Here is a 23,247-nt window from a genome sequence, read left to right as displayed (position 1 = left end):
CTTCTCGGCTCCTGATTATTTAGCGGTCTTACGGTATTGCTCGATAAGTTCGATGAAGTGATCGAACAGCGGCGCGGCATCGTGCGGGCCTGGGCTTGCCTCCGGGTGACCCTGGAAGCTGAACGCCGGTTTGTCGGTACGATGGATACCCTGCAGGGTGCCATCGAACAGCGACTTGTGCGTAACGCGCAGGTTGGCAGGCATGGAGGCTTCATCGACGGCAAAACCGTGGTTCTGCGCGGTAATCATCACCGTGTTGTTGTCGATATCTTTCACCGGGTGGTTACCACCGTGGTGACCGAACTTCATCTTCACGGTTTTCGCACCGCTCGCCAGCGCCAGCAGCTGATGGCCGAGACAGATGCCGAACACCGGAATGTCGGTTTCAAGGAAGGTCTTGATCGCGTCGATAGCATAGTCGCACGGTGCCGGGTCGCCCGGGCCGTTAGAGAGGAAGATCCCGTCCGGATTCATCTTCAGCACTTCATCTGCCGGGGTTTTAGCCGGCACAACGGTCAGGCGGCAGCCGCGGTCAACCAGCATACGCAGGATGTTGCGCTTGGCGCCGTAGTCGTAGGCCACCACGTGGAACGGCAGCTCTTCTTCTTTTTTCGCTTCCGGCAGTTCGTCTGCCAGCGTCCAGCTACCCTGCGTCCAGCTGTAGGATTCAGCTGTGGTCACTTCTTTTGCCAGATCCATGCCGTTCAGACCCGGGAAGGCTTTGGCTTTTTCTTGCGCCAGGGCCGCGTCCAGGTTGTCGCCAGCGATGATGCAGCCGTTCTGGGCACCTTTTTCACGCAGCAGACGCGTCAGTTTACGGGTATCGATATCGGCAATCGCCACGATGTTATGGCGCTTCAGGTAGGAAGAGAGGTCTTCAGTATTGCGGTAGTTGCTGGCAATCAGCGGCAGGTCACGAATGATCAGACCTTGTGCATGTACCTGGGAGGACTCTTCATCAGCGGCGTTAGAGCCGACATTACCGATATGGGGATAAGTTAAAGTGACGATTTGGCGGGAATAGGAAGGATCAGTGAGGATTTCTTGATAACCGGTCATTGAAGTATTGAAAACGACTTCCCCAACCGCCGAACCTGTTGCCCCAATGGCCCGACCGATAAACTGGGTTCCGTCTTCCAGAACCAATAGCGCTGACTTAATCAAAACACCCTCCAGAGAATATTCACTCACTTTATTTGCATATTAATTCATAACCACAGTCTGAATCAATGCAAATCTGCTGCCAGTGGATTTTCGGCAAACGGCGGCATTCTGGAGATTTACCCGGGAGAAGTCAACTTAAAAAGTGGGTTTTGTTTGTGGTTTTCGTGTCACTGACCGGGCGGAGGATTATTAATGGCTAAAAAGATCAACTAAATCACTCAGGAAAACGCTTGCGAGACAAGTTTGTTGTTAAAACATCTGACCCGGCCTGAAAAAGTGGACCATCTGGTCAAAATTCACAATATTGAAACAAAAAATCATGGCATAAGTTATTTTTTATCGCGCTTGGAATAAAAAAATACCTCAAGCTTGTAAAATTAAAGGGCAATAATTTATTGCCCTCTGCAATCAAGTAATTACGACTGCAATAACCACATCACGAAGGGTAACTATGATTATAAATTGTTGAGATCGAGCACATCTCGCATGTCATAAAGACCATCTTTTTTGCCTTTCAACCACATTGCAGAACGAACAGCCCCATTTGCAAAAGTCATACGACTGGAGGCCTTATGGGTGATTTCAACGCGCTCACCGATGTCGGCAAACATGGCGGTATGTTCACCAACAATGTCGCCGGCACGCACGGTGGCAAAACCAATGGTCCCAGGAACGCGTTCACCGGTATGCCCTTCCCGGGTATAGACGGCACACTCTTTCAGATCTTTATCCATCGCCTGGGCAATCGCCTCGCCCATCGCCAGTGCGGTGCCTGAAGGCGCATCCACTTTGTAGCGGTGGTGAGCTTCGACGATCTCGATGTCGGTGTAATCCCCCATTACCTTCGCCGCTTTCTCCAGCAGCTTGAGCATCACGTTCACGCCCACACTAAAGTTGGCTGCAAACACGACAGGGATCGCTTTTGCCGCATCCTGAATGGCCTGCTTACCGGCATCATCAAAACCGGTGGTACCAATAACCATGCCTTTGCCGTGCTGACGACAAAACGCCAGGTGGTGCAGCGTGCCTTCCGGGCGAGTGAAGTCGATGAAGACATCGAAGTCGTCTTTAACCGCCTCAAGGCTGCTCTGGACGGTGACGCCTGACTTGCCTGCGCCCGCCAGTTCGCCAGCATCGGCACCCAACAGCGTGGAACCTTCACGCTCCAGCGCCGCCCCCAGCGCCACGCCATCCATCTGCAATGTCGCCTGAATTAACTGGCGGCCCATACGACCACCCGCGCCGGCAATGGCGACGCGGATCTGTGCATCATGCATAGTTATTCTCTTACGTTAAAATGATGTAAACCGTTTTCAGATTAACCAGCCTTCGCAAAGGCCGCCACAGAAAACGCCAATAATTAGAATTTAATGATAAACAGGGATAGATATCAGTTAAAGACATGATCGTCAGCGAAAACCGCATGATTCCCGCACCACCAGCGCAGGCGGCAGGATGATCCGTTTGGCGGGTTCGTCATTGCCCTGGATGCGGCTGTACAGCAGCTCCCCCGCCTTGCGGCCAATCTCCTTTGCCGCCACCGACACGGTGGTCAATGCCGGCTGGACCAGAGCCGCTTCGGTAATGTCATCGAAGCCGATCAGCGCAAAATCACGCCCCGGTTCACGGCCCATCTTGCGTAAACTTTGCATCACCCCCAGCGCCACAATATCCTGGTAGCAAATCGCAGCGCTGATTTCTGGATTTTCAAGGAGTAACGCCTCCGCTACGCGCGCGCCATCGCTCTGGCTGGCCTGCGACGTTCTGATCCAGGCAGGATTCGGCGTCACGCCGAATTCCAGCAGCTTGCTGGTAAAACCACCGATACGCTGCGCCCGCGAACCCGAGTTCTGGCTCCCCCCGATAAACGCAATATGCCGATGGCCCATTCTGAGCAGATGCTCTGTCGCCATCTGCGTGCCCAGGAAGTTGTCCGTTCCGACAAAATCAAAATCCGGATCCTTCAGCGGGCGCACAACCATGATAGCCGGAATGTTGCGCCGCTTTAGCCCATCAAAAAATGCCTGCGGCGTTTCGCGGGCCGCACACAGCACCATCCCTCCCACGTTATTGCGCATCAGCGAATCAACAAATTTTTGCTGTCGCTCTGCGGACTCCTCGCTGTTGGCCAGAAAAAGCAGCAGCTCATGGCGTTCCATTTCATGGCTTAGCCCTGCAGTCATCTCTCCGTAAAAAGGGTTGGTGATGTCGTGCAAAAGCAGCCCCACCTGGTTACTGCGGCGATTACGTAAATTGGCCGCCGTCTGGTTATAGACGTAGCCCGTCTCATCCAGCGCCTTTAGCACGCGCTCGCGCGTATTTTGCGAAATACGGCCTTTGTTACAGAGCACCATTGAGACCGTTGCCGTTGATACGCCAGCGCGTTTCGCGACGTCTGCCAGTGTCATTCCCGTCATGCTGTCTCCTTGCGTTTCATACAAGATTAATCGAATAACCTTTTTTATGCATTTTTCCCTGTGAGTCTCTTCACATTACCGCTACCGATCGGGATTACATTGCCATTTATGGCGGGTTAATCGCGTTAACCACTCTTCTCAAACGCGGTTAATCGAATAACCTTAAGTCACGATTATGGAGGATAAAATGACTGCCTACGACAAATTCCCCACGGTGACGATCCAGGGTTATGACGACAGCGCCTGGCAAGGATGGGAGGCGATTACCAGTGCCTTTGAAGCAAAAACCCAGCCGCGCAGCCGCACCGTACTGGTGATCGATTGTTATCCGGGCGTGCGCATGACCGAACTTGAAGACAACGTGCTGCCGCGCCTACGCCCGGCGCTGACGATTAATGCCGGGCAGGCACGCCAGGGTGAGCAGGCCATCCATGAGATGATTGCCCGCAACCTCACCGACGATCGCGTCTTTGGCGTGCTCTCCTGCCACCAGCTGGTTGAATTTTTTGACGCCGCGCGTCTGGAGGCATTGCAGACTCAGGTGAGCCAGTGTTCCGCAGGGCTGATTGTCATTTACGGCCCCGGTGCGGCGCTTATTCATCCCGGTGACGTACTGGTGTACGCCGATCTTCCGCGCTGGGAGATCCAGCAGCGTATGCGCAGCGGTGAGATGGGCAACTGGGGGGCAGAGAATCAGCACGAGGATATGCTTCGTCGCTACAAGCGGGCTTTTTTTGTTGAGTGGCGCGTCTTCGATCGCCATAAAACCCCCCTGCTCAGGCGCGCCGATTTTTTACTGGATACCACCCGCAAAGCGCTTCCTGCGATGGTCACCGGCAAGGCGCTGCGGGCCGGGCTGGCACAGATCACTGCCCAGCCATTTCGCGTGGTGCCATTTTTCGATCCCGGCGTCTGGGGCGGCCAGTGGATGAAACAGCAATTCGATCTCGATCCCTCTGCACCCAATTACGCATGGTGTTTTGACTGCGTGCCCGAGGAGAACAGCCTGTTACTGCGTTTTGGCGCGGTGCGGATCGAGATCCCCTCTCAGGACCTGGTTTTACTTGAGCCTCGTGCGCTGCTGGGCGAGAAAGTTCACGCGCGTTTCGGCGCGGAGTTCCCGATCCGTTTTGACTTCCTGGATACCATCGGTGGCCAGAACCTGAGCTTCCAGGTACACCCTGTTACCGAGTACATCCAGCAGCAGTTTGGGATGCACTACACCCAGGATGAGAGCTATTACATCCTGGAAGCCGGGCCGGGTGCCGTGGTCTACCTGGGCACCAAAACCGGTACCGATCCCCGGGCAATGATGGACGACCTCAGGCGTGCCGGGCGCGGTGAAAAATCTTTTGATGACGCCCGGTTCGTTAATCAGATCCCGGCGAAAAAACACGACCATTTTCTGATCCCTGCAGGTACGGTGCACTGCTCCGGCGCTGGAACAATGGTGCTGGAGATCAGCGCCACGCCATACATCTTCACCTTCAAACTGTGGGACTGGGGCCGCCTGGGCCTGGACGGCCTGCCGCGTCCGGTACATCTGGAACATGGTGAACAGGTCATCGACTGGCAGCGCGACACGCAGTGGGTCCATCAGCATCTGGTGAATCAGTTTGAACCCATTGCGCAAGGAGAGCGCTGGCGCGAAGAACGCACCGGCCTGCACGAGCGTGAATTTATCGAAACGCGTCGCCACTGGTTTAGCGAACCCGTTGTCCATAACACCGCGGGTGGTGTGAATGTGCTCAATCTTATTGAGGGCGACGAAGCGATTGTCGACAGCCCTACCGGCGCTTTCGCGCCGTTTACCGTCCATTACGCCGAAACTTTCATTATCCCGGCAAGGGTGGGTGAATATCGCATTTCGCCTGCCGCCAGCGCGTCCGGACAGCAGCTGGCCACCATCAAAGCCTGGGTGAGGAGCTAACGATGATTCATTTTATAGTTGCAACCCACGGCCCGCTTGCCGCCGCGCTGCTTGAGAGTGGCCGGATGGTGTACGGCGACCTGCCCGGCGTGCACGCCGTCTGCCTGAGCGAACAGGCGGGAATTGAGGGTTTTCGCCGGGATTTTTGCGCCACGCTGGAAGCCGCAAGCGCCGATGCCGACGGCGTGCTGGTGCTGTGCGATATGCAAAGCGGCACGCCGTGGAACGTGGCGTGCGAGGTCGCCTTTAATCCGCAAACGCAGCCCCCGGTCGCCGTGGTGGCGGGGGTCAACTTACCGATGCTACTGCAAAACGACGAGGTGATGGCGGCAAGCCATGTCCATCACGCCGCCGCGCAACTTATCGAACTCACTCTGCCGACGCTGGTTCAGGCAACGCCGACAGAGTCTGTACAGACAGACGATTTTTGAGGAGCCGCATATGAGTATTTCTTTTGTACGTATTGACGATCGCGTCATCCACGGGCAGCTCATTACACGCTGGGCCAGGGAGCTGCCCTGTGACGGCATCGTTGCCATTGACGATGCCGTTGCGGCCGATCCGCTGCTGTCGTCAGTCATGAAAGGAGCCGTCTCTGACACCAAAGTGTGGCTTTTTGATATGGCAACGGCCATTGAAAAACTGCCAAAAGTGATCGCCAGCGAGAAACGCTATTTTGTGATTGGTAAATCGCCGCTCACGCTACAGCGCATTGAACAGGCGGGTATCAGCCTGAAAAACAGCAATGGCAAAATTAACGTAGGGCCGATGAGCGCTCGGGCGAACACGATTACCATCGGCCCGAATCAGTCGGTAACGAACGAGGAAGCCGCGGCCTTCGAGTGGCTAACCGGCCAGGGACACGAAATTGAATTTCGCCTGGTTCCCGATGCCAGTTTTTACCGCTGGCAGGACGCCAGACTGAAGCTGAAATAAGGAGCGGATCATGATTATCGAAGCGGCGTTAATTGGTTTGCTCTGTTATCTGGGCGCCCTCAGCAGCCCGTGGCTTCTGGGGCTGACTGGCGGCTGGTATCTCATCTCCCGCCCGCTCATCTCCGGGATGCTGGTTGGCCTGATCCTGGGCGATATCAAAACCGGGATTATCATTGGCGTAGCCGTGCAGGCGGTCTATATCGCGATGGTGACCCCCGGCGGCTCGATGCCAGCAGATTTAAACTTCGTGGCCTATCCGGCCATCGCGCTGGGGATCCTCTCCGGCAAAGGGCCAGAGGTCGCGGTGGCGCTGGCCGCCACTATCGGTATCGCTGGCACCATTCTGTTTAATGCGATGATGGTACTGAACTCATTCTGGAACCATCGGGCGGATGTGGCGCTTGAGCACGGCGACGAGCGCGGGATCTACCTCAACAGCGCCATCTGGCCGCAGGCGATGAACTTTGTACTGCGCTTTGTCCCGACCTTTATTGCCGTCTTTTTCGGCGCGCAGTACATCAGCGGCTTTATGGATAGCCTGCCGCAGATCGTCCTCTCCACCATGAACGTGCTGGGCGGTATTTTACCCGCCGTCGGTATCGCCATCCTGCTTAAGCAGATCATCAAAAGCTATACCATGCTCATCTACTTCCTGGTGGGCTTCGTCTGCATCGTATTTCTCAAACTCAATATGGTTGCGCTGGTGATCGTGGGCGCCCTGCTGGCACTCATCCATTACAACTACAAACCTGAAACGCCGCAGGCCGTGGCTTCTGCGCCGGTCGCTGACGACGAGGATGAATTCTGATGGAAGAACATAAACTTACCCGCAGAGATCTGCGCCGCTGCTGGCGGGCGTGGATGATGCATAACCTCTCCTCCATGAGCTTTGAACGTCTGGAATCCTTCGGCTTCTGCCTGAGCATGCTGCCGGTGGCAAAAAAACTCTATCCTGATGCGGCTCAACGCACTGAAATGCTGCGCCGTCACGCGTCGTTCTACAACACAGAGCCGCAAATTGGCGCGATCGTCAACGGTATGGCGCTGGGTCTGGAGGAGAAAAAAGCCAACGGCGAGCCAATTGATGGTGAAACCATTAACACCCTGAAGGTAGGCCTGATGGGGCCGATCGCCGGCATCGGCGATTCCATGATCCCGGGCATGCTGATCCCGATCCTCCTCAGCATCGGGATGGCGCTGGCGGCGGGCGGAAATATCCTCGGCCCGCTGTTTTACACCGTCGCCTGGCTGGCCATTATCATTCCCGGCTCCTGGTTTCTGTTTCTCAAAGGCTACCAGATGGGCTCAGGCTCCGTGGAGATGCTGGTCAGCAGTAAATCCACCCGGCTTCGGGAGGCGCTCTCCCTCCTCGGGGTGTTCGTTATGGGCGGCGTGGCAGCCAGCTACGTGAAGCTCGGCACCGGCCTGGAGTTCATCACCCGGGACGGGGTTAACATTCACGTGCAGCAGATGCTGGACGGTATTTTCCCGCAGCTGCTTCCGCTGACGGTGGTGCTGGGAACCTGGTATCTGATGGCAAAACGCGGCGTGTCGCCGGTTAAGGCCATGCTATTACTGCTGGTTCTGGCCGCACTTGGCGTGGCGTCAGGTTTGTTCGCCGGATAAGAGAACCGGGGCGAGGCCCCGGTCACTTTATGGATGGAAGTTTTCCCACAGCCCGGCGGTTTTATCCGGTCGTGAGATAAACTGAAACCGCGCCGGATCGTCGATAAACTGCTGATAAATAGGTGCATCGGTAATACCGAATTCCGAATAACCGCGCGGCGTAATCATCTGTAATCGCCCCGGCCTGTAGTGGCTATTTTGCTGCCAGACAATATGATCGCCCTGAACCAGGGGATACCATGCCAGCCCTTTGCGCGCACGCACGGCGTCATACTCAAAGCCGTATTCCCGATCGCACCACGCGCCAAAGGTCAGCGGCTCCCCGGCAGAGGCTGAAATGGTTGCATGGCCCCATCCGGGCGGAACCAGCACTTTTTCACCCGGTCCCGCCAGCACCGCAAAGCAGCGTCCCGGATCGTCATCAACAAACTCCTGCATATAGATAATCGCTTTACCCTGCCAGATTTCATACAGCTCAGGGGGCGACCATCCGCTGTGTTGGCTGATACGGTGCACATGCCCCTGGCTGCGGACCGGCTCATCGCCGAGCGTGCCTGCGGCGTAGGTCACCACGCCAAACAGCAGCATCCGTTTTTCGAGCTCTTGCCTGTCCGCCAGGCGCGCCACGTCCATCGCGATAGCATAAACCTGCTCCGGCCCTTCGCAGTCGGGATTGCGCAGCGACGGACGGATCTGATCCAGGGTGCGAATTTCCGGCATCGGGCCGGTAACGTCATCTCCGTAGCTGAAGCCCAATGGTCGATGCGCAATGGTCATATCCAGTCCGAAATTAATCATTGCGCGCCTCCCATTCCTGCAAGTGATGGTCAGAGGCAAATACGCGAAGCGCAAAACCACCGGCCAAAGCCGCATAGTCATGCCCGGCCACGCTGGGCCAGACCGCCAGCGCAGAAAGCGTCTCATCGCCGGTGTTAATCAGACGGTGCGCAGTAAAGGAGGGGATGATGTGCACAGAGCCGGGCTTCACGCGCTCAAGGCGCGCCTCACCGGATGCCGTCTGAAGCAGCAGCAGGCCGCCTCCGCACAGGCCAAAATAGACCTCGCCCTGTTCACGGCGCTGGTGAAAATGACCGCGCGTCATAAAAAACTCGTCACCGATTTTGCCCGCATACAGATGGGTAACGCCGACGTACAGCGCGCCTTCACCCGACGGGGAGTCGATCGTTTCAACGTCATAGAGGCGCTGCTGCGGATCGCAGCCACGCCAGGCGTTGTTATCACTGAAAAGGTCTGGCAGATCGGCGAGGCGTGTCGTCTTGCGGATCAGTGGAGCATTAGCGAATACACCGCTGGCCCACGCCACCTGGGGTGGCAGGATTACGTCAGGATTCATGTTTATCTCCGGCCCGAGGAGAACAACATGGCAAGCTTACCAGATTAACCCGTTATCCTCCTGAGAAGCCGCCCGCTTTGTCGGGTTAATCACACGCCTGTTATGCCTGCTCATGGAGGGCATAAGTCACCACCAGCTGCCCTTTTTTCATTTTCAGCCCTAGGATCTGCATCCCATCGGTTTCAGCCAGCTGTTTAACATGCGTTCCACCACACGAATAGGCAGGAAGATCGCCAAAGCGAACCTTGCGCCTGCCCGCTTCAATGTCGGTATAAAGAAGCAGGTTGTCCGCTTGCCAGCCTTTAATCATCGCGAGCAGCGCGTTGGCATCAGGCATCGATATCTGTTGCTCCCGGGGGATAAAAGTAATTCGTCCCTCACCGGGCCAGTGATGGGCTTTTACTGGCTCCCAACCAAACCGCTCACCGGCGTAACCAATCAAATGGCCTGCGCTGTGCCAGCGGGAATGACGCGCTCGCGTACTTTTATCGATCTGCATTTCCACCACCGCGCCTGGCGCAAGCGGTTGAGCCAGAATGTGAATAACAGTCTCCCCGCGCAGGCTCACTCCCTCCACCGCAATCCCCGCGATCGCCCCCCGATCCGCTGGCTGTCCGCCACCCTGCGGATGGAAAAGGGTCCGATCCAGCTCAACGGCGTAGCGGCCATCAGGCTCGGATGTGCATCGGACCACCTTCGCGTGGCCTTCTGTCGCGTCACTTATGTAATAAAGTCGTTCTGTCATGGTTGTCCTCCTCTGTACCCTGACAGTATATTCATTACTTAAGCATCGATAATCCTGCTTTCAAACAATGCACTATTGCCTGGCAGACACAAATGAAACCTGCACTCCTACCCGATCTTGCTACCTTCGTGACCATCGTAGAGCACGGCAACTTTTCAACGGCTGCCCGTATTACGGGAGCAACGCCCTCGGCGATCAGCCGCTGTGTTTCACGCCTCGAAAAGGAGATGGGATGTAAGTTACTGCACCGCACCACGCGCAAGCTGGCCCTTACTGAAACCGGAAAATCAGTTTATGAACACGCGCTGGATATGCTGGAAGCGGCGCAACAGGCAATAGATTCCGGTAGCAGTCTGCAAACCGTTGCCCAGGGAAAGCTCACCTTGAGCGTGCCGAAAGCCGTGGGACGGTTTGTGATCCATCCGCTGATCCCGGCGTTCCTGGAGCGCTACCCGCAAATTGACGTCTGCCTGCGTCTGGAAGATCGTTACATGGACCTGATCGAGGATGGTGTCGATCTGGCATTACGCATCACCAGGACACCCTCTCCTGGCCTGTATGGAAAACCGCTGATGCCGGTAACCCATGTTATTTGCGCCACGCCAGAATACCTTCGTCGCAGAGGTACGCCACAGCATCCGCACGACCTGCGGGCACATAGCTGTATTTCGCTCGGTGAAACCCCGGCCGATTCACGCTGGAAATTCACCTTGCAGGGGAAAACGGAGATCGTCCAGACGCACGGACGCTACGCTGCTAACCACACGGGCGTGCGGCTGGATGCGGTCAAACAGCATGTCGGCATCGGGAGTTTACCGCTGTTTACCGCGCGAGAGGCTCTGGAACGAGGGGAGATTGTGCAGGTTCTGCCGGCTTGGGAGTTTATCAGCAGCTATACGGGCGACCTCTGGCTGCTGTGGACGCGCAACAAACATATGCCAGCCAGAATGCGGGCAATGATCAACTATCTGAATGAAAAAATGCCAGTCATTAAGTGACTGGCATTTTTTAAACCTTACTCGACTTCTCGCGCGTCGATACGTAGCTCTTTCGGCACTTCGAAGACAATATTCTCTTCGCGGCCCGCCAGCGGAATGGCTTCCCCGCCGCCCAGCTCCTGCAGACGCGCAATCACGTTCTGCACCAGAATATCCGGCGCCGAGGCACCGGCAGTCACGCCAACGCATTGCACCTCTTTTACCCAGGCTTCCTGAATGTCGGTAGCATCGTCGATCAGGAACGCGGCTTTCCCCATTCGCTGCGCCAGTTCGGCCAGACGGTTGGAGTTAGAGGAGTTTTTCGAGCCGACAACCAGCACCACATCCGCCTGCTCCGCCAGGGCGCGCACCGCTTCCTGACGGTTGGTGGTGGCGTAGCAGATGTCATCTTTACGCGGGCCAACGATTTTCGGGAAGCGGCTTCGCAGCGCATCGATAACGTCGGACGTATCATCGACGGAGAGCGTGGTCTGGGTCATAAACGACAGTTTGGCTTCGTTTTTGACGTTCAGCGTCAGCACATCTTCAGGGGACTCGACCAGATACATACCCCCTTCCGGGTTACTGTACTGTCCCATGGTCCCTTCCACTTCCGGGTGGCCTGCGTGACCAATCAGAATCGACTCTTCACCACGGCGGCTGGCACGGGCCACTTCCATATGCACTTTGGTCACCAGCGGGCAGGTGGCGTCGAAAACGGTCAGATCGCGATTTTTCGCTTCGTTACGCACCGCCTGAGAGACGCCGTGTGCGGAGAAGATCAGGATCGCGCCGTCCGGCACTTCGTCGATCTGCTCAATAAAGATTGCCCCGCGTGCGCGCAGGCTATCCACCACGTAGCGGTTATGCACCACTTCGTGACGGACATAAATAGGCGCGCCGTAAAGCTCCAGCGCGTTTTCAACAATGCTGATAGCGCGGTCTACACCGGCGCAGAAGCCGCGCGGGTTAGCCAACAGGATCTGCATTCACATCCTCCAGTACCGGGTCGATTTCCAGTACTTCAACATCAAAATGGACGGTACGCCCGGCGAGGGGGTGGTTGAAATCGACGGTAATCGAGTCGCCGTTGATTTCACGGATCACGCCTGGCATTTCGCTGCCATCCATAGCGGTAAAGAGCATAATCGCCCCAATCTCAGGTTCCCCCGCATCCATAAATTCACGACGCGAGAAGTACTGGATCAGGTCCGGGGACGGCACGCCAAATGCGGCATCTGGCTCCAGAGAGAAGGTTTTTTTATCCCCTTCTTTCAGCCCCAGCAGCTGTTGCTCAAGACCTTCAGACAGAGAGGTATCACCCAGACGGAACAGCGCCGGTTTGCCGTTATTGCGGGTGGACTCCGCCGTGGAGCCATCATCAAGTTTCAGCGTGAAATGAACCAGCATCGCGCTGTTGGACTGTACGGATTTAGACATGCAATTTAGCCTGAGGTTTGTCCGGTGGCGCTGCGCTTACCGGGCCTACAAAATCGTAGGCCGGTGCAAACGCAGTGCCGCCCGGCGTTTACTGTTACGCCTGCTCTTTCGCTGCGGGTTTCGGCAAGAAGCCTTCCAGCACAATCAGCGCCGCACCGATACAAATCGCCGTATCGGCCAGGTTGAAGGTGGCGAAATGCCAGTTGCCGACGTAGAAGTCGATCATATCGACCACAAAGCCGTGCCACAGACGGTCGAACAGGTTACCCAGCGCACCGCCAATGATCAGCGCGTAGGCAATGTTGTTCAGCTTTTGCGTGGCTTTCCCGCGGTACATCAGCACAGCCAGCACCACACAGATACCGAGCGCGATACCTGCAAAGAACCAGCGCTGCCAGCCGCCGCTGTCGGCCAGGAAGCTAAACGCCGCGCCATAGTTACGCGCATAGTGCAGATTAAGCGACGGGAACAGCGGTACGGTGTCCCCCAGAGCAAAGTTCTGGAGGATCAGGTACTTGCTGCCCAAATCAATAATCAGCACGACTACCACCAGCCACAGCCAGCGCAGCCCTGTTGAAGAGAGTGATTTACTCATCAGGCAAACTTACGTTTTTCGCCATCACCGGCGACGTTGCTGACACAGCGTCCGCAGATATCTGCGTGTTCCGCCACCTTGCCGACATCGGTAGTGTAGTGCCAGCAGCGCGGGCACTTATCACCATCGGCTTTCACCAGCGCCACTTTCAGCCCTTTGAGCAGTTCGCTCTGCTGGGCATCAGCGCTCGCGTCGGCATAATCCGCAACTTTCGCACCGGAGGTCAACAGGACAAATCGTAATTCATCGCCCAGCGCCGTCAGCTTCGCCGCCAGCTCTGGCTCAGCGTACAGGGTCACTGCCGCTTCCAGAGAGCCGCCCACTTTCTTATCGGTACGCGCCTGCTCGATAACCTTGTTCACTTCGCCGCGCACTTTCAGCAGCTCGTCCCAGAAAGCATCGTTCATGGCTTCAGTTTCAGCCAGACCAAACAGGCCTTCATACCACTCGCCGGTGAAGACATACTTCTCACGGTCGCCTGGCAGATAGCCCCAGATCTCATCTGCGGTGAAGGACATGATCGGTGCCATCCAGCGCACCAGCGCTTCCGCGATGTGGTACAGCGCGGTCTGGCAGCTGCGACGCGCCACGCTGTCCGCTTTGGCGGTGTACTGACGGTCTTTGATAATGTCGAGGTAGAAAGAGCCCATCTCGATGGAGCAGAAGCGCATCAGGCGCTGCACCACTTCGTGGAAGTCGTAAGAGTCATATGCTTTAACGATGTCTTCCTGCGCCGCCTGGGCACAGCCTACCGCCCAGCGATCCAGCACCACCATCTCTTCCGGTTTCACCATATCTTTTGCCGGATCGAAACCGTTGAGGTTCGCCAGCAGGAAGCGCGCGGTGTTACGGATACGACGATAGCTGTCGGCAGCACGTTTCAGGATCTCGTCGGAGACCGCCATCTCGCCGGTGTAGTCGGTGGATGCCACCCACAGACGCAGAATATCCGCGCCCAGCTTGTTCATCACGTCCTGCGGGGAAACGGTGTTACCGATAGATTTGGACATCTTGCGGCCCTGACCATCCACGGTGAAACCGTGAGTCAGCACCTGACGGTATGGCGCTTTGCCCTTCATGGCGGTAGAGATCATCAGAGATGACATAAACCAGCCACGGTGTTGGTCAGAACCTTCCAGATACATGTCGGCAGCGTGACCGGCAAATTCCGGACGCACGTCAACCACGGAGGAGTGGGTAGAACCGGAGTCGAACCAGACGTCCAGGGTATCCGGCACTTTCTCGTAGGTATCAGCGTCGTCGCCCAGGATGTCGCGGGAGTCGAGATCCCACCACGCCTGAATGCCGTCAACCTCAACGCGTTTGGCCACTTCTTCCATCAGCTCCAGGGTGCGCGGGTGCAGCTCCTGGGTCTCTTTATGGACGAACAGGGACATAGGTACGCCCCAGGTACGCTGACGGGAGATACACCAGTCAGGACGGTTCGCGACCATGGATTCGATACGCGCCTGGCCCCAGTCAGGGATCCACTGCACGCCTTTGATCTCAGAAAGGGACTGCGCGCGCAGGCCTTTCTGATCCATGCTGACGAACCACTGCGGGGTCGCACGGAAGATGATCGGCGTCTTGTGGCGCCAGCAGCATGGATAGCTGTGCTGCATTTTCTCAACGTGCAGCAGTGAGCCGTTGTCGCGCAGCAGGTTGACGATGATGTCGTTGGCTTTGAAGACGTTGATGCCGTCCAGCGTCGGATACGTGCCTGGCAGGTAAGCACCGTCCGGGCCAACCGGGTTAGCGATTTCCAGACCGTACTGCAGGCTGATGTTATAGTCATCCGGGCCGTGACCACCGGCGGTATGTACCGCACCGGTACCCGCTTCCAGGGTAACGTGCTCGCCCAGGATTGCCGGAACGTCGAAATCAAGGAACGGGTGTTTAAAGCGCATCAGTTCCAGCTCAGCGCCCTTCACGGTGCCGAGGATTTTGTAGTCGGTGATGTTCGCGCGCTTCAGCACGCTCTCAACCAGATCTTTTGCCAGGATCAGCGCGCGGCCTTCAACCTGTACCAGCGCGTATTCGAACTCCGCAGAGAGGGAGATCGCGCGGTTAGCAGGCAGGGTCCACGGCGTGGTGGTCCAGATAACCAGTGAGATTGGGCCATTGACGCCCGGCAGACCAAACTTGGCCTGCAGCGCATCCTGATCGACACCTTCAAAGGCCACGTCGATGGATGGAGACGTTTTGTCGTAATACTCAACTTCCGCCTCAGCCAGCGCAGAGCGGCAGTCCACGCACCAGTGCACCGGCTTGGCGCCTTTGTGCAGGTGGCCGTTGCCGATGATTTTGCCCAGCGCACGGATGATGTTGGCTTCGGTTTTGAAGTCCATGGTCAGGTACGGGTGCGACCAGTCGCCCAGCACGCCCAGACGGATAAAGTCTTCGCGCTGACCGTCAACCTGGGTAGCGGCGTATTCGCGGCATTTGGCACGGAATTCAGCAGCGGTGAACTTCTCACCCGGCTTGCCGAACTCCTGCTCCACTTTCAGCTCGATCGGCAGACCGTGACAGTCCCAGCCTGGAACGTAAGGCGAGTCATAGCCCATTAAGCCTTTGGACTTAACGATAATGTCTTTCAGAATCTTGTTTACAGAGTGACCAATATGAATGCTGCCATTCGCATAGGGAGGGCCATCATGCAGAATGAAAGTTTTTTTACCTTTTTTGGCTGCACGGATGATGCCGTACAGGTCATCATCGGTCCAACGCGCCAGCATTCCCGGTTCACGCTTGGCGAGGTCGCCGCGCATCGGGAACCCTGTTTCCGGCAAATTCAGGGTTGATTTATAGTCACTCATCAGATTCTCGGTTCCGTATTTATATCTCAGGCATTAAGCCGGGTTTGATAGCCCAAAAATGTCGCGGGCTGTTAATTCATCTCTCGCGATTTGCGCTTTCAGCTCATCAAGCGAGGCGAATCGCTGCTCATTGCGTATTTTTTTACGCAGGATTACATCTATATGGCGACCGTAGAGGTCCATTACAACGTCCAGCAAATGCACTTCGAGCTGCTGGCGTATGCCAGCCACTGTCGGACGGGTGCCAATATTGGCGACGCCGGGTAAAGGCTTATCGCCGAGCCCCGTCACTTCTACCGCATAAACCCCTTTGACCGGGGAAACCTGACGGCGCAACGGTAAATTCGCCGTAGGGAAACCAATGGTGCGACCCAGTTCATCGCCATGCACCACACGCCCGGAAATGGAGAACGGGCGTCCGAGCAGTTTTGCTGCGGTATCGAGATCGTCATCGGCTAAGGCCTGACGAACCGCCGTGCTGCTGATGCGCACGCCGCCTTCGCAAAAGGTCTGGGTGCTGGTGACGTCAAAGCCATACTCCAGGCCAGCCTTCTGTAATAGCAAGAAATCCCCCTGACGACCAGCGCCAAAGCGGAAATCATCCCCCACAGCCAAAAACTGCACGCCAAGACGATCGACCAGCAGGTCGCCGACAAAATTTTGTGCCGTCAGCGCGGCAAAACGTCGGTCGAAACGGACGCACAGGACATAGTCCACGCCGCACTGCGCGAGATAACGTAATTTTTCACGCAGGCGGGTCAGGCGTGCAGGCGCCTTATCGCTGGCAAACAGCTCCAGCGGCTGCGGCTCAAAAATCATGACTACAACCGGCAGACCACGAGCCCGCCCTTCTTCACGCAATCCCTGCAACAGCACCTGATGCCCACGATGCACGCCGTCGAAATTACCAATAGTCAGCACACACCCGTGCGGGGCCTGACTCAGATTATGTATGCCGCGTATCAGCTTCATGACTGGCTCAAAACAGTGAAAATCGCCAAAGTATACCTTGTACAGCGGTTAAGGTTAACCGGCGATTGTTCACGCAAAACAGAAAGCCGTAATGATTTCATCAGGGTTGCCTTTCACAGCGAAAAAATCTGTCTACAGATGACGTTTTTTGTGTCGAAAAGCTGTATTCAGGAGAGACAAGCTGGTAGAATCCTGCGCCATCACTACGTAACGTAGCGTCGCTAATTAACGGCGCTTATTTGCACAAATCCATTGACAAAAGAGGGCAAAGAGGGCATATTCCTCGGCCTTTGAATTGTCCACATAGATCATATTTGGGAGTTGGACTTGGCTAATATCAAATCAGCTAAGAAACGTGCCGTTCAGTCTGAAAAGGCTCGTAAGCACAACGCAAGCCGTCGCTCTATGATGCGTACTTTCATCAAGAAAGTATACGCAGCAATCGAAGCTGGCGACAAAGCTGCAGCGCAGAACGCATTTAACGAAATGCAACCAATCGTGGATCGTCAGGCTGCTAAAGGTCTGATCCACAAAAACAAAGCAGCGCGTCATAAAGCAAACCTGACCGCGCAGATCAGCAAACTGGCTTAATCGCCACTTGTTGTTGCTTGTTTAAAGAACCCGCTTAACGCGGGTTTTTTTATGCCTTCAGAGTGCCGGTGGCGTAAACAGCGCGCTGTAATCCTGGTTACAGATACGCTGCACCGCCGGGTGCTGAATCATTCTTGCAGCAAATATCGCGTGATACTCTTCCATCACGTTGTCCACCCGCCCTATCTCGGTAATTTTCTCGTCCGCATACAGATCCTGGGCATACAGCGTTGGGGCGACAAAAATCGCGTTATGCGCCTCACCGAAGGCTTTCATTAGCGCGGCATCGTCAAACTCACCCAGAATTTCAACGTTCAGCCCCTGGGAGTTAAACCAGTTCAGCAGCTTGCGGCCCAGCATCGAACGACGACCGGGCACCAGTAAACGACGCTCTTCCAGACAGGCGGGAAACGGCTTTTCTGGCGGCGGATTGCTGCACCAGAAGCTGACGCCGCACTCGCCAATTTTCACCGAGAAAAGACCTTCCTGTTGGGTGGAGTCGATAGGGCAGTCGGAGATAATCATATCCAGCTTGTGCTGGCTCAACTGCTCCAGCAGCATCTCGTGCGTGGATTCAAAACAGCGCAGGTGGATCTGCTCATCCTTCACCACTGCCGCATCCAGCACCCCGCTGACCAGCCGTTTTGACAACGCATCCGCAATGCCCACGTCGAAGAGCAGGTTCGACTCTTTGCGGTAGTTGACGATATCGAGCATCTCCTGGCTCAGGGTGAACATTTTGTCCGCGTAGCGAAACACCAGCTCGCCCAGTTCACTTGGCTCGATACCGCGCCCTTTGCGCTTGAACAGCTTCCCCTGCAGGCGTTCTTCAAGGGCTTTGATCTGCCCGGTAATGGTCTGTGGCGTCAGATAGAGCGCCTCCGCCGCGCCGACAACCGAGCCCTCTTTATAGACATGCCAGAAGTAGTAAAGATGGTTGTAGTTAAGATGAGACATACGCTCCTCGCTCCCTGATAGTGTTAACGGGAGGGCGGCCTGCCCTCCCGGAGTCCCGTTACGCCGGATGCCCCTGCCCCGGCAATTTCGTTTTCAGTAAGGCATAGCCAGTGAATGCCGACAACAGCGATCCGGTTAAGATAGCCAACTTAGCCCAGTCGATGAGCTCAGGTGCACTCGCGCCAAACGCCAGCGTGGAAATAAAGATCGACATTGTAAAGCCAATCCCGCAAAGGACGCCAACGGCCATGATCTGCCGGCAGGTGGTTCCGTGCGGCAAGGTGGCCAGCTTCAGCTTCAGCGCCAGCCAGCAGAAGAGGCTGATCCCTAGCGGCTTACCGATAAACAGCCCGGCGATGATCCCCAGCGGCAGCATTGACATCATTCCATCCAGCGTGACGCCCTTAAGGGAGACACCGGCGTTAGCAAAGGCGAAGAGCGGCAGGATCATAAAAGCGACCCATGGATGCAGCACGTGCTCCAGCTGCTTCGCTGGCGATTTACCGTCCTGCTTCTTCAGCGGCACGAAGAAGCCAATAATCACCCCGGCCAGGGTGGCATGCACGCCCGATTTCAGTACGGCCGTCCAGAGCACCATCCCCACCAGCACATAGATACCAATCCGACGCACGTTGAAGATGTTCAGCAGCGCCAGTGCGGCGATAGCTGCCGCCGCCACGCCCAGGGACAGCATCGACAGCTCGCTGGTATAGAACAGGGCAATAATAACTATCGCGCCCAGGTCATCGATGATTGCCAGCGCCATCAGGAAGATTTTCAACGCCATCGGCACGCGGTTGCCTAACAGCGCCAGGACGCCTAATGCAAAGGCAATATCCGTGGCCGCCGGGATAGCCCAGCCATCACGGGCAATAGGATCCTGATAGTTAAACGCCAGATAGATAAGCGCCGGGACGACCATCCCGCCGATAGCGGCAATCACCGGGAATGCCGCACGCTGACGGCTTGCCAGGGAGCCTTGAATCAGCTCACGCTTGACCTCCAGCCCCACCAGCAGGAAAAAGACCGCCATCAGGGCATCGTTGATCCACAGCAGCATGTTCTTGTTGATTTCCAGCACGCCGACCCGTAACTCAACGGGGGTTTCCAGAAAAGCGTGGTACAGGTCGCGGGTCGCGCCCAGATTTGCCAGCAGCATGGCGATGGCTGCGGCCAGGATAAGAATGATGCCGCCCGCGGCCTCATTCTGGAAAAAACGATTCAGAAGTTTCACTATTACTCTCTCTTTTTACGACAATCCTTCGTTAAAACCATCATACGCGCGGATATTCATCGGTAAAAGCAGGTTAACATTGACTATTGATTCAGTTTTTCCGATCTAAATTTAGCAGGTATAAAAAAGCCCGGCATCGCTTCCGGGCTTTTAGAACAACGTCAGCTCAGCGTTAGCGAGTCAAATCGTCAAAGAACTTTTTTACGCCATCAAAGAAGCTTTTGGAACGCGGGCTGTTGTTCTCACCCGTCGGGCCGCCAAAGCTCTCCTGCAGTTCTCGCAGCAGCTGCTTCTGCTTCTCGTTCAGGCCAACCGGGGTTTCCACCACCACGCGGCAAAGCAGGTCGCCCTGAGCGCCGCCACGGACGGATTTCACACCTTTACCGCGCATGCGGAACAGCTTGCCGGTCTGGGTTTCGCCAGGCACTTTCAGGTTTACGCGACCGTCCAGCGTTGGCACTTCGATCTCGCCGCCCATTGCCGCCATGGCAAAGTTGATCGGCACTTCGCAGTACAGGTTGTTGCCTTCACGTTCAAAAATTGCATGCTGCTTCACCTGCACCTGAACGTACAGATCGCCTGCCGGTGCGCCGTGCTCCCCTGCTTCGCCTTCGCCAGACAGACGAATACGATCGCCGGTATCCACGCCCGCCGGGATTTTAACCGACAGGGTTTTGGTCTTCTCGACGCGACCATGGCCGTGACATTTGTTGCATGGATCCTTGATCAGCGTACCGCGACCCTGACAGTGCGGACAGCTCTGCTGCACCGCGAAGAAGCCCTGGCGCATCTGCACCTGGCCTGAACCGTGACAGGTTGGACAGGTCTGTGGCTTGGTGCCGACTTTCGCGCCGCTGCCGTGGCAGACGTCGCACTCTTCAAGAGTCGGGATGCGGATCTCTTTCGTCACGCCACGCACCGCTTCTTCCAGCGTCAGCTCCATGTTGTAACGCAGGTCTGCGCCACGGGCTGCACGCTGACGACCGCGGCCGCCACCGAAGATGTCGCCGAACACGTCACCAAAGATATCGCTGAAATCTGCGCCGCCGCCACCAAATCCGCCGCCGCCCATACCGCCCTGTTCAAACGCGGCATGGCCGTACTGATCGTAGGCTGCACGTTTCTGCGCATCGGTCAGGATTTCGTAGGCTTCTTTGATCTCTTTAAACCTGGCTTCGGCCTCTTTGTCACCCTGGTTGCGGTCCGGGTGATATTTCATGGCCAGGCGCTTATACGCCTTTTTGATTTCACGCTCTTCCGCTGTTTTGGAAACGCCCAAAATCTCGTAATAGTCTTGCTTTGCCATCTTGTTTTATCTGCCCCTAACATGCGTGCACGGGCGGAGAGGAAACCTCTTCGCCCGTGCCAGTGTATTACCCGTTCAAAGGGCGATTATTTTTTGTCTTTCACTTCTTCAAACTCTGCGTCGACAACATCGTCATCTTTCGCGTTGTTGGCAGAAGCGTCAGCACCCGCGCCAGCCTGCTGCTGTGCGTGTTGCTGCTGAGCGATCTCCATCAGCTTCTCGGAAGCCTGCGCCAGCGCCTGCATCTTCGCTTCGATGTCGGCTTTGTCTTCGCCTTTCAGGGACGCTTCCAGCGCGCTCAGTGCAGACTCGATAGCCGTTTTGTCGTCAGCTGGCAGTTTATCGCCTGCTTCTTCAACCTGCTTACGGGTGCTGTGCAGCAGATGGTCACCCTGGTTGCGGGTCTGAACCAGCTCTTCAAACTTACGGTCAGACTCGGCGTTCGCTTCTGCTTCGCGAACCATTTTCTGGATCTCTTCTTCATTCAGACCGGAAGAGGCCTTGATGGTGATCTTCTGCTCTTTACCGCTGTTTTTGTCCTTCGCGGAAACGTGCAGGATGCCGTCAGCATCGATGTCGAAGGTGACTTCGATCTGTGGCATGCCGCGCGGCGCCGGGCTGATACCATCGAGGTTGAACTGGCCCAGATCTTTGTTATCCGCGGCACGTTTACGCTCACCCTGCAGCACATGGATGGTTACCGCAGACTGGTTGTCTTCAGCGGTAGAGAACACCTGGCTGTGCTTGGTTGGGATGGTGGTGTTTTTGGCGATCAGCGCCGTCATCACACCGCCCATGGTTTCGATACCCAGAGACAGCGGGGTAACGTCCAGCAGCAGTACGTCTTTCACTTCACCGGTCAGTACACCACCCTGAACGGCAGCACCGATAGCAACGGCTTCGTCCGGGTTAACGTCTTTACGCGGCTCTTTACCAAAGAATTCAGCCACTTTCTTCTGAACCATTGGCATACGCGTCTGACCACCGACCAGGATAACGTCCTGGATTTCGGATACGGACAGGCCCGCGTCCTGCAGAGCAACTTTCAGCGGCTCGATGGAACGGTTAACCAGGTCTTCTACCAGGCTTTCCAGTTTCGCGCGAGTCACTTTGATGTTCATGTGTTTTGGACCGGTCGCGTCTGCAGTGATGTACGGCAGGTTCACGTCGGTCTGCTGCGCAGAAGAGAGCTCAATTTTCGCTTTTTCTGCGGCTTCTTTCAGGCGCTGCATGGCCAGCGGGTCGTTACGCAGGTCAATGCCCTGATCTTTCTTAAATTCGTCAACGAGATAGTTGATCATGCGGCTGTCGAAGTCTTCACCACCCAGGTGGGTATCACCGTTGGTTGCCAGAACTTCGAAGGTTTTTTCGCCGTCAACTTCGTCGATTTCGATAATAGAGATATCGAAAGTACCGCCACCCAGGTCGTATACCGCGATGGTGCGGTTGCCAACTTCTTTATCCAGACCGTAGGCCAGTGCCGCTGCGGTTGGTTCGTTGATGATACGTTTGACTTCCAGACCCGCGATACGGCCGGCGTCTTTAGTCGCCTGACGCTGAGCATCGTTGAAGTAAGCTGGAACGGTGATAACGGCTTCAGTTACCGGCTCACCCAGGTAATCTTCAGCGGTTTTCTTCATTTTTTTCAGCACTTCAGCAGAGATCTGCGGCGGTGCCATTTTCTGACCTTTAACATCAATCCAGGCGTCGCCGTTTTCAGCGCCGATGATTTTGTACGGCATGATGGCTTCATCACGCTGCACTTCTTCGTCCTGGAAGCGACGGCCAATCAGGCGCTTGATCGCAAACAGTGTGTTTTGCGGGTTTGTCACTGCCTGACGTTTAGCCGGCTGACCAACCAGAGTTTCACCATCCTGGGTATAGGCAATGATAGAAGGCGTGGTGCGATCGCCCTCGGCATTCTCCAGCACACGTGCAGTAGTGCCGTCCATAATCGCTACACAAGAGTTGGTAGTACCCAGGTCGATACCAATAATTTTACCCATCTAAACGTCTCCACTATAAATTCGGTCAACATGTGGTTGTGTACCTGTAATAAGGGCAGAAGATGCTTTTTCAACTGTCCAGATTTGAATTTTTTCAGGTCCACACACTGCGGTTGACTACAAGATGGGGTCGCAACGGCAACCATCAAGGGGGGCGGATAAAAAAATTTTTAATTTCACC

Annotated in this window: 22 protein-coding genes and 1 pseudogene; 7 read left to right on the top strand and 16 right to left on the bottom strand. The window is 55.9% G+C overall.

The genetic code is table 11. The annotated features are described in order from the left end of the window. Positions 1 to 15: 15 nt before the first annotated feature. The 3 genes from carA to FFB58_RS15980 all read right to left on the bottom strand — a co-directional run bounded on the left by carA (position 16) and on the right by FFB58_RS15980 (position 3,581). Entirely contained in the window at positions 16 to 1,164 is a 1,149-nt protein-coding gene (gene carA / locus FFB58_RS15990) for a glutamine-hydrolyzing carbamoyl-phosphate synthase small subunit (protein ID WP_039030417.1), read from the bottom strand. 455 nt (positions 1,165 to 1,619) lie between these two features. Beyond that, on the bottom strand, positions 1,620 to 2,441 hold the full coding sequence (gene dapB, locus FFB58_RS15985; RefSeq protein WP_138370411.1) for a 4-hydroxy-tetrahydrodipicolinate reductase: 822 nt from the start codon (positions 2,439 to 2,441) through the stop codon (positions 1,620 to 1,622). A gap of 132 nt (positions 2,442 to 2,573) precedes the next feature. Continuing rightward, positions 2,574 to 3,581 carry a LacI family DNA-binding transcriptional regulator gene (locus tag FFB58_RS15980; protein WP_138370410.1) on the bottom strand — a complete coding sequence of 336 codons (1,008 nt, stop codon included), beginning with the start codon at positions 3,579 to 3,581 and terminating at the stop codon, positions 2,574 to 2,576. 187 nt (positions 3,582 to 3,768) lie between these two features. Here FFB58_RS15980 and FFB58_RS15975 point away from each other — a divergent pair, with 187 nt between their 5' ends. Genes FFB58_RS15975 through FFB58_RS15955 form a run of 5 tightly spaced genes read left to right on the top strand, consistent with a single transcriptional unit; the run spans position 3,769 to position 8,073 of the window. Continuing rightward, the gene (locus tag FFB58_RS15975; RefSeq protein WP_138370409.1) at positions 3,769 to 5,511 is read left to right on the top strand and encodes a class I mannose-6-phosphate isomerase; all 1,743 of its coding nucleotides are present in this window, start codon (positions 3,769 to 3,771) and stop codon (positions 5,509 to 5,511) included. A 2-nt stretch (positions 5,512 to 5,513) separates the two neighbouring features. Then, on the top strand, positions 5,514 to 5,942 hold the full coding sequence (locus FFB58_RS15970; RefSeq protein ID WP_138370408.1) for a PTS fructose transporter subunit IIA: 429 nt from the start codon (positions 5,514 to 5,516) through the stop codon (positions 5,940 to 5,942). Between the two features lie 10 nt (positions 5,943 to 5,952). Beyond that, positions 5,953 to 6,447 carry a PTS sugar transporter subunit IIB gene (locus tag FFB58_RS15965; RefSeq protein ID WP_138370407.1) on the top strand — a complete coding sequence of 165 codons (495 nt, stop codon included), beginning with the start codon at positions 5,953 to 5,955 and terminating at the stop codon, positions 6,445 to 6,447. Between the two features lie 10 nt (positions 6,448 to 6,457). Beyond that, entirely contained in the window at positions 6,458 to 7,255 is a 798-nt protein-coding gene (locus FFB58_RS15960; RefSeq protein ID WP_039030423.1) for a PTS sugar transporter subunit IIC, read from the top strand. Continuing rightward, positions 7,255 to 8,073: a PTS system mannose/fructose/sorbose family transporter subunit IID gene (locus FFB58_RS15955; RefSeq protein WP_138370406.1), complete on the top strand. Its 819-nt coding sequence runs from the start codon at positions 7,255 to 7,257 to the stop codon at positions 8,071 to 8,073. Before FFB58_RS15960 ends, FFB58_RS15955 begins: the two co-directional genes overlap by 1 nt. A 27-nt stretch (positions 8,074 to 8,100) precedes the next feature. Here FFB58_RS15955 and FFB58_RS15950 read toward each other — a convergent pair whose 3' ends face one another. The 3 genes from FFB58_RS15950 to FFB58_RS15940 all read right to left on the bottom strand — a co-directional run bounded on the left by FFB58_RS15950 (position 8,101) and on the right by FFB58_RS15940 (position 10,172). Continuing rightward, positions 8,101 to 8,871, bottom strand: a complete 771-nt coding sequence (locus tag FFB58_RS15950; protein ID WP_138370405.1) for a glucose-6-phosphate isomerase family protein — start codon at positions 8,869 to 8,871, stop codon at positions 8,101 to 8,103. Then, positions 8,864 to 9,427, bottom strand: a complete 564-nt coding sequence (locus FFB58_RS15945) for a glucose-6-phosphate isomerase family protein (RefSeq protein WP_138370404.1) — start codon at positions 9,425 to 9,427, stop codon at positions 8,864 to 8,866. Before FFB58_RS15945 ends, FFB58_RS15950 begins: the two co-directional genes overlap by 8 nt. 100 nt (positions 9,428 to 9,527) lie before the next feature. Beyond that, on the bottom strand, positions 9,528 to 10,172 hold the full coding sequence (locus FFB58_RS15940) for an alanyl-tRNA editing protein (RefSeq protein WP_138370403.1): 645 nt from the start codon (positions 10,170 to 10,172) through the stop codon (positions 9,528 to 9,530). Positions 10,173 to 10,264: 92 nt separating this feature from the next. Here FFB58_RS15940 and FFB58_RS15935 point away from each other — a divergent pair, with 92 nt between their 5' ends. Then, positions 10,265 to 11,170: a LysR family transcriptional regulator gene (locus FFB58_RS15935; RefSeq protein WP_138370402.1), complete on the top strand. Its 906-nt coding sequence runs from the start codon at positions 10,265 to 10,267 to the stop codon at positions 11,168 to 11,170. 17 nt (positions 11,171 to 11,187) lie between these two features. On the opposite strand, the gene ispH is transcribed toward FFB58_RS15935, so the two are convergent. The 6 genes and pseudogenes from ispH to FFB58_RS23080 form a co-directional block, all read right to left on the bottom strand. Then, complete coding sequence (gene ispH / locus FFB58_RS15930; protein WP_039030429.1) at positions 11,188 to 12,138, bottom strand: 4-hydroxy-3-methylbut-2-enyl diphosphate reductase; 951 nt, start codon at positions 12,136 to 12,138, stop codon at positions 11,188 to 11,190. Then, positions 12,119 to 12,589: an FKBP-type peptidyl-prolyl cis-trans isomerase gene (fkpB, locus tag FFB58_RS15925; RefSeq protein ID WP_138370401.1), complete on the bottom strand. Its 471-nt coding sequence runs from the start codon at positions 12,587 to 12,589 to the stop codon at positions 12,119 to 12,121. Before fkpB ends, ispH begins: the two co-directional genes overlap by 20 nt. 94 nt (positions 12,590 to 12,683) lie before the next feature. Then, positions 12,684 to 13,184, bottom strand: coding sequence for a signal peptidase II (gene lspA / locus FFB58_RS15920; protein WP_039030431.1), 501 nt, complete (start codon positions 13,182 to 13,184; stop codon positions 12,684 to 12,686). Then, positions 13,184 to 16,000 (bottom strand): isoleucine--tRNA ligase, encoded by a 2,817-nt coding sequence (gene ileS, locus FFB58_RS15915; RefSeq protein ID WP_138370400.1) that lies wholly within the window; start codon positions 15,998 to 16,000, stop codon positions 13,184 to 13,186. The genes lspA and ileS overlap by 1 nt, the downstream gene beginning before the upstream one ends. Positions 16,001 to 16,033: 33 nt before the next feature. After that, positions 16,034 to 16,972, bottom strand: a complete 939-nt coding sequence (gene ribF / locus FFB58_RS15910) for a bifunctional riboflavin kinase/FAD synthetase (RefSeq protein WP_138370399.1) — start codon at positions 16,970 to 16,972, stop codon at positions 16,034 to 16,036. A 7-nt stretch (positions 16,973 to 16,979) separates the two neighbouring features. Next, a pseudogene (locus FFB58_RS23080) lies at positions 16,980 to 17,198 on the bottom strand (DUF2575 domain-containing protein). 101 nt (positions 17,199 to 17,299) lie between these two features. Between FFB58_RS23080 and rpsT the strand changes: the two are divergent. Continuing rightward, on the top strand, positions 17,300 to 17,563 hold the full coding sequence (gene rpsT / locus FFB58_RS15895; RefSeq protein WP_012015991.1) for a 30S ribosomal protein S20: 264 nt from the start codon (positions 17,300 to 17,302) through the stop codon (positions 17,561 to 17,563). A 57-nt stretch (positions 17,564 to 17,620) separates the two neighbouring features. Here rpsT and nhaR read toward each other — a convergent pair whose 3' ends face one another. The 4 genes from nhaR to dnaK form a co-directional block, all read right to left on the bottom strand. After that, complete coding sequence (gene nhaR, locus FFB58_RS15890) at positions 17,621 to 18,520, bottom strand: transcriptional activator NhaR (RefSeq protein ID WP_039030434.1); 900 nt, start codon at positions 18,518 to 18,520, stop codon at positions 17,621 to 17,623. Positions 18,521 to 18,578: 58 nt separating this feature from the next. After that, entirely contained in the window at positions 18,579 to 19,754 is a 1,176-nt protein-coding gene (gene nhaA / locus FFB58_RS15885) for a Na+/H+ antiporter NhaA (protein ID WP_138370398.1), read from the bottom strand. Positions 19,755 to 19,926: 172 nt separating this feature from the next. Further along, on the bottom strand, positions 19,927 to 21,060 hold the full coding sequence (gene dnaJ, locus FFB58_RS15880) for a molecular chaperone DnaJ (protein ID WP_039030436.1): 1,134 nt from the start codon (positions 21,058 to 21,060) through the stop codon (positions 19,927 to 19,929). Between the two features lie 86 nt (positions 21,061 to 21,146). Beyond that, complete coding sequence (dnaK, locus tag FFB58_RS15875) at positions 21,147 to 23,066, bottom strand: molecular chaperone DnaK (RefSeq protein ID WP_039030437.1); 1,920 nt, start codon at positions 23,064 to 23,066, stop codon at positions 21,147 to 21,149. Positions 23,067 to 23,247: the final 181 nt, after the last annotated feature.

The organism is Enterobacter sp. MF024 (genome assembly GCF_005843915.1).
Classification (GTDB): Bacteria; Pseudomonadota; Gammaproteobacteria; order Enterobacterales; family Enterobacteriaceae; genus Enterobacter; species Enterobacter barmai.
This window is presented reverse-complemented; position numbering and strand designations above follow the sequence as displayed.

Coding starts and splice junctions, on each gene's coding strand:
- dapB (WP_138370411.1), bottom strand. CDS start 2,441: ATGCATGATGCACAGATCCGCGTCGCCATTGCCGGCGCGGGTGGTCGT.
- FFB58_RS15980 (WP_138370410.1), bottom strand. CDS start 3,581: ATGACGGGAATGACACTGGCAGACGTCGCGAAACGCGCTGGCGTATCA.
- FFB58_RS15975 (WP_138370409.1), top strand. CDS start 3,769: ATGACTGCCTACGACAAATTCCCCACGGTGACGATCCAGGGTTATGAC.
- FFB58_RS15970 (WP_138370408.1), top strand. CDS start 5,514: ATGATTCATTTTATAGTTGCAACCCACGGCCCGCTTGCCGCCGCGCTG.
- FFB58_RS15965 (WP_138370407.1), top strand. CDS start 5,953: ATGAGTATTTCTTTTGTACGTATTGACGATCGCGTCATCCACGGGCAG.
- FFB58_RS15960 (WP_039030423.1), top strand. CDS start 6,458: ATGATTATCGAAGCGGCGTTAATTGGTTTGCTCTGTTATCTGGGCGCC.
- FFB58_RS15955 (WP_138370406.1), top strand. CDS start 7,255: ATGGAAGAACATAAACTTACCCGCAGAGATCTGCGCCGCTGCTGGCGG.
- FFB58_RS15950 (WP_138370405.1), bottom strand. CDS start 8,871: ATGATTAATTTCGGACTGGATATGACCATTGCGCATCGACCATTGGGC.
- FFB58_RS15945 (WP_138370404.1), bottom strand. CDS start 9,427: ATGAATCCTGACGTAATCCTGCCACCCCAGGTGGCGTGGGCCAGCGGT.
- FFB58_RS15940 (WP_138370403.1), bottom strand. CDS start 10,172: ATGACAGAACGACTTTATTACATAAGTGACGCGACAGAAGGCCACGCG.
- FFB58_RS15935 (WP_138370402.1), top strand. CDS start 10,265: ATGAAACCTGCACTCCTACCCGATCTTGCTACCTTCGTGACCATCGTA.
- ispH (WP_039030429.1), bottom strand. CDS start 12,138: ATGCAGATCCTGTTGGCTAACCCGCGCGGCTTCTGCGCCGGTGTAGAC.
- fkpB (WP_138370401.1), bottom strand. CDS start 12,589: ATGTCTAAATCCGTACAGTCCAACAGCGCGATGCTGGTTCATTTCACG.
- lspA (WP_039030431.1), bottom strand. CDS start 13,184: ATGAGTAAATCACTCTCTTCAACAGGGCTGCGCTGGCTGTGGCTGGTG.
- ileS (WP_138370400.1), bottom strand. CDS start 16,000: ATGAGTGACTATAAATCAACCCTGAATTTGCCGGAAACAGGGTTCCCG.
- ribF (WP_138370399.1), bottom strand. CDS start 16,972: ATGAAGCTGATACGCGGCATACATAATCTGAGTCAGGCCCCGCACGGG.
- nhaR (WP_039030434.1), bottom strand. CDS start 18,520: ATGTCTCATCTTAACTACAACCATCTTTACTACTTCTGGCATGTCTAT.
- dnaJ (WP_039030436.1), bottom strand. CDS start 21,060: ATGGCAAAGCAAGACTATTACGAGATTTTGGGCGTTTCCAAAACAGCG.
- dnaK (WP_039030437.1), bottom strand. CDS start 23,066: ATGGGTAAAATTATTGGTATCGACCTGGGTACTACCAACTCTTGTGTA.